This is a genomic window from Streptomyces sp. NPDC052040, assembly GCF_044548405.1.
Lineage (GTDB): Bacteria > Actinomycetota > Actinomycetes > Streptomycetales > Streptomycetaceae > Streptomyces.
On sequence record NZ_JBIUBV010000004.1, the window covers coordinates 334,101 to 348,625 of the forward strand.

General features: G+C 72.7%; 12 protein-coding genes. 4 read left to right on the forward strand and 8 right to left on the reverse strand.

Annotation, left to right across the window (positions count from 1 at the left end; all coding sequences use genetic code 11):
* Window positions 1-26 precede the first annotated feature (26 nt).
* Both ACIHAA_RS12285 and ACIHAA_RS12290 read right to left on the reverse strand, forming a co-directional pair.
* Window positions 27-1,685 (reverse strand): class I adenylate-forming enzyme family protein, encoded by a 1,659-nt coding sequence (locus tag ACIHAA_RS12285; protein ID WP_399815955.1) that lies wholly within the window; start codon window positions 1,683-1,685, stop codon window positions 27-29.
* The gene (locus ACIHAA_RS12290; RefSeq protein WP_399815957.1) at window positions 1,682-2,446 is read right to left on the reverse strand and encodes an SDR family oxidoreductase; all 765 of its coding nucleotides are present in this window, start codon (window positions 2,444-2,446) and stop codon (window positions 1,682-1,684) included. Before ACIHAA_RS12290 ends, ACIHAA_RS12285 begins: the two co-directional genes overlap by 4 nt.
* 225 nt (window positions 2,447-2,671) lie before the next feature.
* On the opposite strand from ACIHAA_RS12290, the gene ACIHAA_RS12295 reads away from it, so the two are divergent.
* Entirely contained in the window at window positions 2,672-4,018 is a 1,347-nt protein-coding gene (locus ACIHAA_RS12295) for a serine-threonine protein kinase (protein WP_399815959.1), read from the forward strand.
* Window positions 4,019-4,075: 57 nt separating this feature from the next.
* Here ACIHAA_RS12295 and ACIHAA_RS12300 read toward each other — a convergent pair whose 3' ends face one another.
* Entirely contained in the window at window positions 4,076-6,877 is a 2,802-nt protein-coding gene (locus ACIHAA_RS12300) for a penicillin acylase family protein (protein WP_399815961.1), read from the reverse strand.
* A 226-nt stretch (window positions 6,878-7,103) separates the two neighbouring features.
* Between ACIHAA_RS12300 and ACIHAA_RS12305 the strand changes: the two genes are divergently transcribed.
* Entirely contained in the window at window positions 7,104-7,706 is a 603-nt protein-coding gene (locus ACIHAA_RS12305; protein ID WP_399815963.1) for a hypothetical protein, read from the forward strand.
* 243 nt (window positions 7,707-7,949) lie between these two features.
* Complete coding sequence (locus ACIHAA_RS12310) at window positions 7,950-8,411, forward strand: MaoC family dehydratase (RefSeq protein WP_399815965.1); 462 nt, start codon at window positions 7,950-7,952, stop codon at window positions 8,409-8,411.
* Window positions 8,412-8,427: 16 nt separating this feature from the next.
* Here ACIHAA_RS12310 and ACIHAA_RS12315 read toward each other — a convergent pair whose 3' ends face one another.
* Together ACIHAA_RS12315 and ACIHAA_RS12320 are read right to left on the reverse strand one after the other, a co-directional pair.
* A complete protein-coding gene (locus ACIHAA_RS12315) occupies window positions 8,428-9,054 on the reverse strand; it encodes a TetR/AcrR family transcriptional regulator (protein WP_399815967.1) in 627 nt (208 codons plus the stop codon).
* Window positions 9,055-9,177: 123 nt separating this feature from the next.
* Window positions 9,178-10,329 (reverse strand): acyl-CoA dehydrogenase family protein, encoded by a 1,152-nt coding sequence (locus ACIHAA_RS12320; RefSeq protein ID WP_399815968.1) that lies wholly within the window; start codon window positions 10,327-10,329, stop codon window positions 9,178-9,180.
* Between the two features lie 79 nt (window positions 10,330-10,408).
* On the opposite strand from ACIHAA_RS12320, the gene ACIHAA_RS12325 reads away from it, so the two are divergent.
* Complete coding sequence (locus ACIHAA_RS12325; protein ID WP_399815970.1) at window positions 10,409-11,074, forward strand: TetR/AcrR family transcriptional regulator; 666 nt, start codon at window positions 10,409-10,411, stop codon at window positions 11,072-11,074.
* Window positions 11,075-11,226: 152 nt separating this feature from the next.
* Here the strand turns inward: ACIHAA_RS12325 and ACIHAA_RS12330 are convergent, their stop codons facing one another.
* From ACIHAA_RS12330 to ACIHAA_RS12340, 3 genes are all read right to left on the reverse strand, one after another.
* Window positions 11,227-12,309 carry a Zn-dependent alcohol dehydrogenase gene (locus ACIHAA_RS12330; protein WP_399815972.1) on the reverse strand — a complete coding sequence of 361 codons (1,083 nt, stop codon included), beginning with the start codon at window positions 12,307-12,309 and terminating at the stop codon, window positions 11,227-11,229.
* A gap of 5 nt (window positions 12,310-12,314) precedes the next feature.
* The gene (locus ACIHAA_RS12335; RefSeq protein ID WP_399815974.1) at window positions 12,315-13,712 is read right to left on the reverse strand and encodes an aldehyde dehydrogenase family protein; all 1,398 of its coding nucleotides are present in this window, start codon (window positions 13,710-13,712) and stop codon (window positions 12,315-12,317) included.
* Window positions 13,713-13,822: 110 nt separating this feature from the next.
* Window positions 13,823-14,443, reverse strand: coding sequence for a TetR family transcriptional regulator (locus ACIHAA_RS12340; protein WP_399815976.1), 621 nt, complete (start codon window positions 14,441-14,443; stop codon window positions 13,823-13,825).
* Window positions 14,444-14,525: the final 82 nt, after the last annotated feature.

Consider the following 14,525-nt stretch of genomic DNA (forward strand, 5'->3'; position numbering starts at 1 on the left):
GCCTTTCCTCGGTGTCCACCGGATGTCTACCGGAGGGTCTCGGTACGGGAACGCAGTTCCCGACGGAGGATCTTCCCACTCGTCGTCTTCGGCAGGTCCGGCAGGATCTCCACCTGGCGCGGGTATTTGTAGGCGGCCAGCCTCTCCTTGCAGTACGCGGCCAGCTCCCCCGGGTCCGCCGCGGCGCCCGGCCGGAGGCTGATGTACGCCTTGACGGTCTCCCCGCGGTAGCCGTCCGGCACCCCGACGACGGCCGCCTCGCGCACCGCCGGGTGGGTGTAGAGGACGTCCTCGACCTCGCGCGGCCACACCTTGAAGCCGGACGCGTTGATCATGTCCTTCTTGCGGTCGACGACATAGAGCCAGCCTTGGGCGTCCATGAAGCCGATGTCCCCGGTGCGCAGTTCGCCGTCCGGGAAGGTCTCGGCGGTGGCCTCGGGCCGCCCCCAGTAGCCGGGCACCACCTGCGGGCCCCGGACGACGATCTCGCCCTGTGCGCCGAAGGGCACCTCGTGTCCCTGGTCGTCGATGATGCGGACCACGGTGTCGGGTCCCGGCACGCCCACGGCCAGGGTGCCCGAGACGGGGTCCACGGGGGCCTCGCGGCCCGGGGGCACGCTGGCGCAGGGGGCGGTGCACTCGGTGAGGCCGTAGCCGTTGCGGATGTAGGGCCCGAAGCGCGTCCGGAACGACTCCACCAGAGCCGGTGGCAGCGGTGCACCGCCGGAGGAGATGGCCTGGAAGGACGCGAAGTGGCCGGGGGTGGCGGAGGGGTGGGCGGCCAGCGCCATGAAGGCCGTCGAGGGGCCCACGGTGTAGTGCGGGCGGTGCTCGGCGAAGGCGTCCAGGACGACACCCGCCTCGAAGCGGTAGGCGAGGACGAGTGTGCCCCCGCTGAGGAGGCAGGCCACCAGTTCCGCCACCATGCCGGTGATGTGGAAGAGGGGCGCCAGCGCGAAGTAGACCGGCGCCTCGGGCAGGCCCGAACCGGTGCGCTGCCGCTCGGCGTTGTACATGATGTTGCGGTGGGTGTTGGTGGCGCCCTTGGGGGTGCCGCTGGTGCCGGAGGTGTAGCTGATCAGCGCGATGTCGTCCGGCGCCGGGTCGCGGTCCTCGGGCGCCTGGTGCCCCTGCCGGGCGAGGGCCACCAGGTCGTCGGCGTCGGCGGCCGGTTCCGCGCGTTCGAAGGTCAGCACACGTGCGTCGCCCCGGATCTGGAGGTCCAGCTCGCAGGCGGTGAGCACGGTACGGACCGGTGTGCCGACGGCGGTCCCGCGCAGATAGGCGGCCCAGGCGCGGTCGGCGCACACCAGGGCGCTCACCTCGGCGTCCTTCAGGATGTGGGTGACCTCGCCCGACTTGTACATCGGGTTGACGGGCACCACGGTGGCGCCCGCCTTCCAGGCCCCGAGCAGGGCGATCACGAAGTGCGGGGAGTTCTGGAGCAGGATCGCGACCCGGTCACCGCGTTCGAGGCCGCGGGCGGCGAGGTGCCCGGCGACCGAGTCGGTGAGGGCGTCCAGTTCGGCGTAGGTGATGCGCCCGTCGAAGTAGGCGAGGGCGGTGCGGTCCCCGGGGAGTGTGCGCAGGGCGTGGACCAGGGAGTCGGCGGGGTGGACGGGGGCGCGCTGGGCGTCGCCGAGGAGATCGAGCCAGGGCTTCGCGGCGTAGCGGGACGTGGTCACCGGGCCTCCTCCCACTTCTGCTGGAGATGGTTCATCTGGGTCAGCCAGCGGTCCGGCTCGGCGGCGCGCACCTGGTAGTACTCGGCGACCTCGGGGTGCGGCAGGATCAGGAAGCGGTCCTCGGCGATGCCCGCCATGAGCGCGTCGGCGACCTGTCCGGGCTCGATCGCGGTCGGTACGAGGACCAGTTCACCGGCGCTGCCCGCGGCGGTCAGCATGTCGGTACGCACGCCCTGGGGGCAGATGGCGTGGACCGCGAGGCCGCGGTGGCGGTAGGTCAGCGAGAGCCACTCGGCGAAGGCGTAGGCCCCGTGCTTGGTGACGCTGTAGGGGGCGGCGCCGATCATGGTGAGCAGTCCGGCGGCGGAGACGGTGGAGACGAAGCGTCCCCGGCCGCGCTCCAGCCAGTCGGGCAGCAGGGCCCGGGCGGCGCGGACATGGGCCATGACATTGACGTCCCAGGCCCGCTCCCACACCTCCTCGTCGGCCGCCTCGGTGCCGCCGGAGCCGAGGCCCGCGTTGGCGCAGTAGATGTCGACCGTGCCGCCGAGGGCGTCCCGGGCCTCGGCCACGATCGCGGAGGCGTCGCCGGGGACGGCGTAAGCGCCGATCTCGTCGGCCACGGCCTTCACCCGTTCCGCGTCGATGTCGTTGACGACGATCCGCGCCCCCTCGGCGGCGAACCGGCGGGCCAGGGCGGCCCCGATTCCGCCGCCCGCCCCGGTGACGACCACTCCCGCATCCTGCACGGCTTCCACCATCGGTCTCCTTCGACGCGAAGCGACTCGGCTCTGTAGCAGTCGGCTCTGCTGCGAACTCCAGACTAACCAGTCGGTATGTACCGGGGGAAGGGCCCCCTCCGCCGCGGAAGGCGGGGCGGGACAGCGGGGTCCGCCCCCGGGGGCGGCCGAGCCTATGGTCAAGTCGCGGCGGCGGCAGGACGATGCGGGCACAGTGCATCCGGCCCGACCCGGAAGGGGTCCGTCATGGCGGAACCGGCGATCGGTGTGAGTCCCTACTGGGAGCTGACCTTCGACGCGGACGGCGACCCGGACGGTCCCGAGCGGGACCGGCTGCTGGCGGAGGCGGCCCGGCAGGGGGTGCGGGACCTGCTGGTCTTCGCGCACGGCTGGAACAACGAGCGCTCCGGCGCGACCCGGCTCTACGGCCGCTTCTTCGCGCCGGTGCCCGCGCTGGCCCCGAAGGCCCGCCTCGGCTATGTGGGCGTGATCTGGCCGTCGATGATGTTCGCGGACGAGCCGGTCCCCGACTTCCCCGCGTCGCCCGCGGCGGCCCCTGCCCCGCCCGCGCGGCCGGGCCTGGACGACGGCAGCCGACAGGCGCTGCTGACGGTCTTCCCCGGCCGCGCGGCCGAGGTCGCGGGGCTGGCCCGGCTGCTGGAGCAACGCCCCGACGGCGCCGACGCGCTCGCGGAGTTCGGGCGGCTGCTGCGGCAGCTGGTGGCCGGGGATCCGCAGGGCCCGCAGGCCACGGGCGGCGCGGACACCACTCCCGGGGCGGCGCCCGGCAGCGGCCCCGAGCTGCTGTACGGGGACATCACCGAGGTGTGCGGGGAGTTCGCCCGGGCGCTGGAGCAGACGGAGTCGGCCGCGGCGGATGGCACGGAAGGCTTCTCGCTCACGCCCAAGGGGCTCTGGGACGGGGCCCTGGAGGTGCTGCGGCAGGCCACGTACTACGCGATGAAAGGGCGGGCGGGCACCGTCGGGGAGAAGGGGCTCGGGCCGCTGCTCGGACGGCTGGCGCGGACGGCTCCGGGAGTGCGGGTGCATCTCGTCGGCCACAGCTTCGGCGGACGGCTGGTCTCCTTCGCGCTGCGCGGGCTGCCGGACGGCGTCCGCACGGTGAAGTCCCTGACCCTGCTCCAGGGCGCCTTCTCCCACTACGCCTTCGCGGCCCGGGTGCCCGAGGACCCGGCCGCCGCCGGTGTCCTGCGCGGATACCAGGACCGGGTGGACGGGCCGCTGGTGTGCTGCCACTCCCGCTTCGACTCGGCGCTCGGCACGATGTATCCGCTGGCCTCGCGGATGGCCGGGGACGACCGCTCGCTGGCGGGGCTCCCGGCGGAGGACTTCGACATCGGCCGGCTGCTGGGGCCGCGCTGGGGCGCGCTGGGCCACGACGGCGTCCAGGGGGTGGACGGCACCCGGAGTCTTGCGCTCGCCGACGCCCTGCGGGGCCTGCCCACGGCGGGCCCGGTGAACGTGGACGTGTCCGCCGTGGTCCGCCACGGCGGACCGCCCTCCGGCGCGCACAGCGACATCGTGCACCCGGAACTGGCCCGGGTGGTGCTGGCGGCGGGCCGCGTGGTCTGAACCGGCCCGGGTGGTACCGGCGGCGGGCCGGGAGTCCGGTCCGCCGCCGTCCCGCGCCTACCGGTGCGAGGTGTACTCCACCACCTGCTGGAACGTCGGCCGGTTCTGCCAGCCGATCCGGCCGTGCTTGATACCGCCCAGCGGCCGCTGGACGATCGAGTCGGCGCACCACTGGTCACCGGCCGAGCACTGGTCGTCGCCGGGGTACACCTGGGCCGCGGTCATGCCCGCGGCCTGCTTGAGGGTGCCGAGCAGGGCGTCCCGGCAGGCGCCCAGGTCTCCGCCGCCGCAGTACTTCTGCGCCAGCGGGCCCTGCACCGGCTGCCCCAGCACCGCTCGGATGTCCTTGTCGACATAGCTCCACCAGCCGTACTGGAAGGAGCTTCCGGCGTGTGCGCCGGTCGGGCCGTGCGCGGCCGACGGCGACTCGTCGACCGGCAGGTTGGCGGCGAGGGCCGTGTACAGGTCGCTGCCGAGGCCGGGCTCGAACTCGGCCTTCACCAGCAGCGGCCACCAGGCGTCCAGGATGCGGATGGCGTCGGAGTCGGCGTAGGTGTGGGAACCGGCCGAGGTCTCCGTGCGCCGGGCGCCCGCCGACACCCAGGCCGACAGCTTGCTCACCGCCGCCGCTTCGGTGGGGTCGGTGACCGCCGAACTGCCGATGACCTTCAGCAGCTTCGGCAGTACGTCCTCCGCCCGCAGGTCGGCCAGCGCCGCGTCCGCCATGGCCTTGGTCAGCGCCGAGCGGGTCACCCCGCCCGCGGCCACCAGTTTCTTCACCCGGTCCTCCAGCAGATTGCCGCGGTGGACCGAGCCCTCGCCCCAGGGAGCGGAGGTGTAGTCCGCGGCCTGCTTGTTGTTCCAGGAGATGTAGTAGTCCTGGTCGAGGGAGTTGGGGTGCCGGGACGGGGGTGTGTAGTCGGCGGTGTTGACCGCCGGGTCCCAGTCGCGCCACTCGTAGGCGGGCTGCGCCCACACCGGGAACTCGGCGTCCACTCCGTCGGCGCGCACCGGGTTGTCGCCGCTGTTGTAGTACGCGGTGTGCCGGGAGTCGGCGTAGAACCAGTTGAAGGTGTAGTTGATGTGCTGCACCGCGCTCTCGAAGTCCTGCGGGCCCTTGACGTAGCCGGGGTCGTTCAGCATCTGGAAGCCGATGATCGAGTCGGCCTCGTGCAGATACGACGAGCGCAGGGTGGTGTAGGCGACCTTCTTGCCGCCGACGGTCGCGCGGTACTCGACGGGGCCGTACTTGGTCCGCCAGACCCGCATCGTGTAGGAGCCCGCCGCGGTCCCGTCGGCGAGCGTCGGGGACCAGGCGTTCTTCTGCTCGATCTTGTCCATGGCGGTGCAGGTGCCGTGGTACAGGTAGTGGTAGTCGTCCTGGCACAGTTCGACGGCGTAGGTGTCGATGATGTCCTGGCCGGAGGTCGTGGCGCTCCACGAGTAGTCCTGGCCGCGGCCCAGTTCGACGTACATGCCGAGGCCCGCGAAGGACGCGCCCCGGGCGCTGATGCCCGGGCCCTGGATCTCCTGGAGCATGAGCAGCTGTGGCGCGAAGTAGCCGGTCTGCGGGCCGAAGACGGCGATCGGGTGGCCGCTCGCGGTGTACTTGCCGCTGACCACCAGGGCGTTGGACATGCCGCGCCGGGCGGAGGTGAGGGCCGTGTCCGCCGCGGACGTGGAGGCGCGGGTGGAGCTCGACGCGCTCGCGCTGCCGGTGCGGTCGTAGACCAGCGGTTCCGCCGTCACCGAGCCGGGGTCGGGCAGCGCCTCGCCCTTGGGGCTGTCGGGTCTGGTCGCGTAGGGGAAGCTCTCGCCGTTGTGGACCGTGAGCACGGCCTCGGGGTCGTTGCGCTCGCGGAAGGACTCCCAGACCTTGGTGCCCTCGGCCACGCCGTACTTGTCCTGGGCGGCGAGCAGCGAGATGGCGTTGTTGACCTCACCGCCGCCGCCGGAGCCGAACAGCGCGCCGATGACGGAGGCGAGCGCGACCATGTCGGTCACCTTGAAGTGTTCGATGGTCCCGGAGTTGGTGATGGGGTCCTTGTGGCCGGTGAGGTCGTACTCGCCGGGGAAGTAGCGGCCGGAGTCGGAGGCGTCGATGTAGGCGTTGATGCCGGAGATGTAGGCGTTGACGTCGTCGAGGGCCTGCTTGCCGCGGTCCCCGGCGTTCGCCACCGCCCGGTCGATCTGGGCCTGGAGGTCGGCCTCGGTGTAGGGGGCGTTGCGCCAGAACTGCTGCTCAAGGCCCTGGTTGGCGGCGGCGCCGCCGGCGAAGGAGGTCAGCTGGCCGCGTCCGACGTGCCGGAAGACGTCCATCAGCCACAGCCGGTCCTCGGCCGCCGCGTATCCGGCGCCGTACTCGGTGCCATAGCGGGTGGTGCCGGTGATGTGCGGGACGCCCGTCTTCTTGTCGCGGACGATGGTCACGTCGCCGCGGCCGCCGGGCTTCTCGGTGGAGGCGACCTGGTCGGAGGGGACGCCGAAGGAGGCGTCGTTGAAGAAGGTGTTGATCTTCGCGTCGGTGAGTCCTGCGTAGCCCGAGGCCAGGTTGGCGTAGGGGCCGAGCTGGTCCTCCGCGTGGCCGGGCTGGGTGCCGAAGGCCTGGTTGAGGAGGATCTGGGCGAGGGTGGCGTTGCCGTTCTCGCCGGGCGGCAGGATGTCCGAACACTGGCCGCCGCAGTAGTCGTTGGGGGCAGCGGCGGGGGCCGCCGCGGGGGTGCCGGAGGCGGCCGTCGCCGAGATTGGCGACAAAAGACCGCCCACGAGGAGGCATATCGAAGCGGTCTTGAGGAACTTCGGGTATCTACGAGGAGTTCTCAGTCTGTCGAGGATGTTGCGTGGGGTGCTCTGTGGCATGGCAGCTCCTCCCGACGGAGTGGGGGCGGCCGGACGTTACCGCCGGTATCCCGGCGATTGAAGATGAACATGCGTCAACTTTCAATCGCTCGAACGAAACAACGCGGGGAGGTCTTCGACGAAGGATGGAGCCGAATTGCTTGTCGATACGTCTATTCGGCGACGTCCGTACGACGACGCCGAGGTAACCGAAGTACAGCTGCTGGTGTGACGGAGGTGCAGGGCGATGGCCGGTTTCCGGAGTCTGGCGAGACAGGTACGAGATCCGAGGTGCGATCTGGCACTGCGGCGCTATTCACTGCGCAAGTGCCTGGAGAAGTTCGCCCCTTACGGGCATCGGGCGACCTGGGACCATCTGTGCTCCCGGGCCGCCTTCGGCCCCGAGGACCGCTCCCCCGATCCGGTGCGGCTCGTGGCCGCACTGGTGGAGCTGGAGGAGGCCCGTTCCGTCTGGCTCACCTATGAGGCCGATTTCACCGAGCGCCGCAGGAAGGAGAAGCACGACGGACTGCGCCGGCCGGGCAGTGTGGACGACTGGCACCGGCTGACCTGGGGCGGCTTCGGCGTCGCCTGGTGCGACGACCCGGAGGTCCATCCGCATGAGCCGCTGGCCGAGGTGCTGCGGCGGCTCATCGCCGCGCTGGAGCGCGAGCCGGGCACGGCCTGCCCGGTGTGCACCGGGGAGCGGCTGCTGTGGAGGTACGACCTGGCGCACGAGCCGTCGTCGGGTCCGGTCTGCACGGACTGCGGCATCGTGGTCCCGGAACCCGTGCTGACCTCAGGGGCCCTGGCGGACGCCAGGCGCACCCGGATGCTCGTATCGGCGTGACGGCCACGCCGAGGGTCTTTCGTCCGGATCGGGCCGAGCCCGGCGTGACCCACACGAGAGGCCCCGAGGCGCGGGGGTGCGCCGGGGATGTCGCACCCCCCCCGTGGGCGGCCTGCGGTGCGGGCTGTCCACACCCGGGCGTCCGCACCCCCCTCAGGGCCGGTCCGTTGACAGAGCCCCGACTCCCGACCATGCTAAGCAGTTGCTTAGGCATACCGATGCATCACGCGAGAGGCCGGGACCATGGCAGAGCCGAGGACCTTCCCATCCGTCGACGCCCTGAAAGCTGCGGTGGGCGAGCAGTTGGGCCACACCGACTGGCTGGAAATCGACCAGAAGCGGATCGATCTGTTCGCGGAGGCCACCGGCGACCACCAGTGGATCCATGTCGACCCCGAGAAGGCGGCCTCGGGCCCCTTCGGCACGACCATCGCCCACGGCTATCTCACCCTGTCCCTGCTGCCGCTCTTCGCGCCGCAGCTGATCCAGGTCGAGGGCGTGCGGATGGGCGTCAACTACGGGACGAACAAGGTCCGTTTCCCCGCCCCCGTACCGGTCGGCTCCCGGGTGCGCGCCACCGCGGTGATCACCGGCGTCGAGGACGTCCGGGACGGGGTCCAGGTGACCGTCGCCTTCACCGTGGAGCGCGAGGGCGGCGAGAAGCCGGTCTGCGTGGCCGAGTCGGTCTCCCGCTACTACCTCTGAGCCTTCCGCGACCGGCTCAGGGCCGCGCCCCGACCATCCGCAGCACGAGGTCGGCGTAGAGCGCGCCGACCTCGTCGGGGGTGCGGGGGCCGTCGAGGCTGAACCAGCGGGCCACGTCGATGCACAAGGAGAGCACCGCCAGCGTGGTGCCCCGCACGTCCGGCACGTCGAACTCGCCGGTGGCCACGCCGTCCTCGATGACCCCGCGCACCTCGGCGTCGACCTTGCGGCGCAGGGCGAGGATCTCGGCGCGGGCGTCCGGGCCCAGCGAGTCCAGCTCGTACTGCACCACCCGGGCGGTGGTGCGCCCCCCGGCGTGCCAGCGGACGAAGGAGCTGACGGCGTCGGCGAGGCGCTCGGTCGCCGTGCCCTCGCGCCGGGCCGCGGTCCGCAGGATCTCCAGGGCCTTCTCGTGCCCGATCCGGCTGATGCGGTGGAGCAGCTCTTCCTTGGTCTTGTAGTGGATGTAGAGCGCGGCGGGGCTCATGCCCGCGCGGCCCGCGATGTCACGAGTGGTCGTCGCGTGGTAGCCGCGCTCGGCGAAGGCCTCCACCGCGGCCACGAGAAGCCGCCGGGCCGCGTCCGGGGTGACCTCGGCCCACGGCTGCGCCTCGCCGCCGTCCGTCTCCTCCGCCGTTGTCATCGCCCTCTTGCCCCTCTCACCAGACCGGGGCAACACTTTACCGCCGACGGTGAGCGAGCGCTTAGCCTGCCTGCTCCGCGGGGACGGGGCCGGGCGTGCGGCCGCCCCGCCGCGCCGCGCCCCTCAGAACGCCGAAACCCCCGTGAGCGCGCGTCCGATCACCAGTTTCTGGATCTGGCTGGTGCCCTCGTAGAGGGTCATCACCCGGGCGTCGCGCAGGAGTTTGCCCACCGGGTACTCGTCGATGTAGCCATAGCCGCCGAAGACCTGGAGGGCGTTGCCTGCGGCCCGGACGGCGGCCTCGGAGGCGTAGAGCTTGGCCTTGGAGGACTCGACGGCGAAGGGCTGCCCGCGGTCGATCAGATCGGCGACCCGCCAGGTCAGCAGGCGTGCCGCGTCCACGTCGACGGCGATGTCGCTCAGGAGCTCCTGGACCAGCTGGTGGCGGGCGATGGGGCCGCCGAACTGCTCCCGCTCCCCCGCGTACCGCACGGCCGCGTCCAGGGCGGCCCGGGCGATGCCGACACAGCCCGCGGCGACCGACATACGGCCCTTGGCGAGCGCGGACATGGCGACGGTGAAGCCCTTGCCCTCGGGGCCGAGCATCGCGGAGGCCGGCACCCGTACGTCCTCGAAGACCAGCTCGGCGGTGGCCTGGCCGCGCAGGCCCAGCTTGCCGTGGACCGGGCGCCGGGTGAGGCCGGGGCTGTCGGTCGGCACCAGGAAGGCGGAGATGCCCCGGTGGCCGGGGGCGTCCGTGGAGCGGGCGAACAGCAGCACGACATCGGCCCAGGTGCCGTTGGTGATGAACATCTTGGTGCCGTTGACGACATAGTCGCCGCCGTCGCGCACCGCCCGGGTGGTCAGACGGCCCGCGTCGGAGCCGGTGCCCGGCTCGGTCAGGCCGAAGCAGCCGAGGTACGCACCGGAGGTGAGGCCCGGCAGCCACCGGCGCTTCTGCTCCTCGCTGCCCCAGGCGGCGACCGACTTGGCGACCAGGCCGAGGGAGACCGAGACGATCCCGCGCACGGAGGAGTCGCCGCGGCCCAGTTCCTCGGTCACCAGGCAGTACGCGAGGTGGTCGCCGCCCGAGCCGCCGTACGCCTCGTCGATGGTGAGCCCGAGGAAGCCGACCTCGCCCAGCTTGCCGACGATGGACCGGTCGACCTCTTCGGCCCGGTCCCAGGTGGCGGCGTACGGGGTGACCTCGCGGGCCACGAAGTCCTCGGCCAGCCGCTGCACGGCCGACTGCTCCTCGCTCAGCTCCAGGTTCACGACGCGTCACCCCAAGGGAAGGTCCGAGGCCCTTAAATTAGCGCTGCTAGTTTAAAGGCGCAGCCCTACTATGTGCGCCATGGCCCGACCGCGCAAGCCCCTGCTGAGCACCGACCGCATCGTCGCCACGGCGAGGGCGCTGGTGGACGCGGAGGGGCTCGCGGCCGTCTCCACCCGCCGCCTCGCCGCGGAACTCGGGGTGAGCGGCCCCTCCCTCTACAACCACTTCCCCACCAAGGACCAGATCCTGGAGGCGGTGGCGGACTCGGTGAGCGCCCAGGTCGACCTGTCGATGTTCGAGGACGGCCGGCCCTGGCGGCGGGCGCTGCACGACTGGGCGGTCTCCTACCGGGCCGCCCTGCGCGAGCATCCGAACATCGTGCCGGTGCTGGCGCGCGGCCCCGGCCGCCGCCCGGCCGCGCTGCGGCTCGCGGACGCGGTCTACGGGGCCATGGTGGACGCGGGCTGGCCGCCCGCGCAGGCGACCTCCATCGGGGCGCTGATGCGCTACTTCGTCATGGGCTCCGCGCTCGGCTCCTTCGCGGGCGGCTTCGTGGACGACGCCGCGGCGTACGACCCCGCCGACTATCCGCACCTCGGCCAGGCCCACCGCCTCGCCGAGCGGCAGGAGAAGATCGACGAACGGGCCTTCGAGACCGGACTCTCGGCCCTGCTGGACGGACTGGAGGGCCAGTACCGCCACCTCGGCCGGGCCCGGCGCACGAGCCCCCGGGGCACCGCCTAGAAGCGGCGCACGAGCCCCCGGGGCACCGCCTGGAACCGGCGCATGAGCCCCCGGGCGCCACCGCGAAGCAGCGCGCGCTCGGGCACACTGCCCCGGAGCAGGCGCACGCACCGGAACACCGCCCGGCGCAAGCACGCCCCCGCGGGCGTCGCCTAGAACACCACCAGTGCCCGTCCGCCGCGCCCCGCGAGCATGTTCTCGAAGGCTCCCGGGATCCCCTCCAGGGTGATGTGCTCCGTCACCAGGGCGCCCAGGTCCAGGCGGCCCGCCCGTACATGACCGGCCAGGACCGGCAGATCCTCGGCCGGGTCGGCGTTGCCGTAGACGCAGCCCGCCAGGGTGCGGCCCCAGTGGAAGATCTCCAGGGCGTTGAAGGTGACCCGCTGGTCCTTGCCGCCGATGCCGACGACCGTGGTGCGGCCGCCGCGGCGGGTGGACTCCCAGGCGGCGCGGATGGTGACCGCGCGGCCCACGCACTCCACGGCCGCGTCGACGCCCTGCTTGTCCGTGAGGACGCGGATCTCGCGGGGGGTGGTGTCGGAGGCGATCAGATAGTCGGTGGCGCCCGCCCGCCGGGCCAGCTCCTCCTTGGCGGGGGACACGTCCACCGCGACGATCCGCTCCGCGCCCGCGATCCGCGCCGCCTGGAGGGCCGCAAGCCCCACCCCGCCGACACCGAACACCGCCACCGTCTCCCCCGGCCGCACCCGGGCAGCGTGGTGCACGGCCCCGTAGCCGGTCAGCACTGCACAGCCCAGCAGGGCCGCGTCGGCCAGCGGTACCCCGTCCGGCGCGGGCAGCACACAGGACGCCGCCACTACCGTCTCCTCGGCGAACGCGGCCACATTGAGCCCCGGGTGCAGATCACTGCCGTCGTCCGCGCGGCGGGCGTGGAGGTCGCCCGAGCCGGTCAGCGCGTGCGCGCACAGCCACACCTCGCCCCGCGCACAGGCGGGGCAACCGCCGCAGGAGGGCGCCCAGTTGAGGACGACACCGTCGCCCGGGGCGACATGGGTGACGCCCTCCCCCACGGACACCACCGTCCCCGCGCCCTCATGGCCGAGGACCGCGGGCACCGGCACCCGCATGGTGCCGTCGGCCAGGGACAGATCGGAGTGGCACACCCCGGCGGCGGCCAGCCGGACACGGACCCGCCCGGGACCCGGTTCCGGCAGCTCGATGCCGGTGATCTCCAGTGGTGCGCCGACGGCGGACAGGACAGCGGCACGGACCATCTCGCTCAGCCTTCCCGGAACTGGAGGGACTTGGTCTGGAGGTACTCGGTGAGCCCGTGGACGCCGAGTTCGCGGCCCACGCCGGACTGCTTCCAGCCGCCGAAGGGGGCGAGGGGGTTGAAGCGGCCGCCGTTGATGTCCACCTGGCCCGTCTCCAGCCCGCGCGCGAACGCGGCCGCCTCGGCGTCGTCGCCCGCCCAGACGGCCCCGGCGAGTCCGTAGACCGTGCCGTTGGCGATCCGCAGGGCGTCCCGCTCGTCCTCGTAGCGGAGGATCGACAGCACCGGGCCGAAGATCTCCTCCTGGGCGATGGCCATCTCCGGGGCGACCTCGGCGAAGACGGTCGGCCGTACGTAGTAGCCGCGCTCCCGGGGGGCGTCGGGGCCGCCCGCGACCAGGCGCGCGCCCTCCGCCACGCCCCGCTCGACATGGCCGCGCACCCGGTCCCGCTGGGCGGCGCTGACCAGGGGGCCGATGCGGTCGCCGTACTTGTCCGCGGCCGCTGCGGCCAGACCGACGGCCTCCTCGTACTGGTCCCGGTGGACCAGCATCCGGGTCCAGGCGCTGCATGTCTGGCCGGAGTTGGCCATGACGTTGGCGACGCCGACATTGACCGCCCGGGCGAGGTCCGCGCTCGGCAGGATGACGTTGGCCGACTTGCCGCCCAGCTCCAGGGCGGCCTTCTTCACGGCCGCGCCCGCGATGGCGCCGATCCGGCGGCCGACCACCGTGGACCCGGTGAAGGAGACCAGGTCGACGCCCCGGTGTTCGACCAGCGCGTGGCCCGCGACCGGTCCGAGACCGGTGACCAGCCCGAACACCCCGGCCGGTAGGCCCGCCTCGTGCACTGCCTCGGCGAAGAGCCGGGCGGTCAGCGGGGTGTCCTCGGCGGGCTTGAGGACGACGGTGCAGCCCGCCGCGAGCGCGGGGGCGACCTTGGCGACGATCTGGTGGAGGGGATAGTTCCAGGGGGTGATGGCACCGACGACACCGACCGGCTCGTGGTGGACGGTGGAGTTGCCGATGCGCTCCTCGAAGGCGTGGGCTGCGGCCAGTTCGGCGTAGGAGCCCGCGACCGCGATCGGCAGTCCCGTCTGCACGGTCCGGGCGTACGCGGGCGGGGAGCCCTGCTCCGCGGTGATGGTGTCGGCGAACTCCTCCTGGCGTGCCACGAGCACGTCCCGCAGAGCGGCGAGGTGCTCGGCGCGCCGGGCGGGCGGGGTGGCGGCCCAGGCCGGAAGGGCGCGCCGGGCGGCCCGTACGGCGATGTCGACGTCCTCGGCGGTCCCGGCCGGGACGCGGCCGATGACCTGCTCGTCGGCCGGATTGACGACATCGGTGGTGCCGGGTCCCGAGGCGGGGCGCCAACCGCCCTCGATATACATGCCGTCATGGGCCTTCATCGTCGTCCTTCCGGCGGGGCTGCCACAGACGGCTCCAAACTAGCGGCGTTAGTTTTCCGGCGCCAGGCTTCGGCGGGAACGGACGCTGGCCCCGCCGAAGCCCGCCCGCCTCAGTCCAACACCCGCTCCAGATAGGCCCGCAGCAGCGCCCGCGCCTCCGCGATGATCCCCGCGTCGCCCTCGGGGTCCACCCGGAAGGCCAGGTGCACCAGGGTGTCGGCGGTCTCCACCGCGACCAGGACCACCCGCCGCAAGCCTTCGTCCGGCTCCCGGCCGAGGTGGTCCGGCAGCAGGGCGGACAGCCGGTCGGCGACCCGGTGGTTGGGCTCGGTGCAGCGCGCGCCGACCGGGATCTGGTTGCCGAAGTCGACGAGCGAGAAGCCGGGCGCGGTGCGCTTCATGTCCAGGTACTCGTCGAGCACCGCGTCCATGGCGGCGCGCCAGCCGCCCGCGCCGCCCGCCTCCGCAAGCCGACGCGCGACGCGCTCGGAGAAGCGTTCGAGGTTGCGTTCGGCGAGGGCGTCGGCCATCGCCCGTTTGTTGCCGAAGAAGCGGTACACCGAGCCGATGGGCACACCCGCGCGCTGGGCCACGGCCCGGGTGCTGAGGGCGTCGTAGCCGACCTCGTCGAGCAGTTCGGCGCAGGCGTCGAGGATCCTGGTCAGTCGTTCCGCGCTACGGCGCTGTACGGGCGCGCGGCGCAGCGATGTCGCGTGGGGCACGGGTTTCATGATGCCTCTCCGCCGGGGGACGGTGAACCTCGTGCACCTGTACGGATTTCGACGCGCCCCGCACTCAGGACCCCCTCACGGG

Bases quoted from the DNA above. Each gene is read 5' to 3' on its own strand.
- ACIHAA_RS12330 (WP_399815972.1), bottom strand. From the start codon at position 12,309: ATGGTCCGTGCCGCTGTCCTGTCCGCCGTCGGCGCACCACTGGAGATC.
- ACIHAA_RS12290 (WP_399815957.1), bottom strand. From the start codon at position 2,446: ATGGTGGAAGCCGTGCAGGATGCGGGAGTGGTCGTCACCGGGGCGGGC.
- ACIHAA_RS12300 (WP_399815961.1), bottom strand. From the start codon at position 6,877: ATGCCACAGAGCACCCCACGCAACATCCTCGACAGACTGAGAACTCCT.
- ACIHAA_RS12335 (WP_399815974.1), bottom strand. From the start codon at position 13,712: ATGAAGGCCCATGACGGCATGTATATCGAGGGCGGTTGGCGCCCCGCC.
- ACIHAA_RS12310 (WP_399815965.1), top strand. From the start codon at position 7,950: ATGGCAGAGCCGAGGACCTTCCCATCCGTCGACGCCCTGAAAGCTGCG.
- ACIHAA_RS12340 (WP_399815976.1), bottom strand. From the start codon at position 14,443: ATGAAACCCGTGCCCCACGCGACATCGCTGCGCCGCGCGCCCGTACAG.
- ACIHAA_RS12305 (WP_399815963.1), top strand. From the start codon at position 7,104: ATGGCCGGTTTCCGGAGTCTGGCGAGACAGGTACGAGATCCGAGGTGC.
- ACIHAA_RS12315 (WP_399815967.1), bottom strand. From the start codon at position 9,054: ATGACAACGGCGGAGGAGACGGACGGCGGCGAGGCGCAGCCGTGGGCC.
- ACIHAA_RS12295 (WP_399815959.1), top strand. From the start codon at position 2,672: ATGGCGGAACCGGCGATCGGTGTGAGTCCCTACTGGGAGCTGACCTTC.
- ACIHAA_RS12325 (WP_399815970.1), top strand. From the start codon at position 10,409: ATGGCCCGACCGCGCAAGCCCCTGCTGAGCACCGACCGCATCGTCGCC.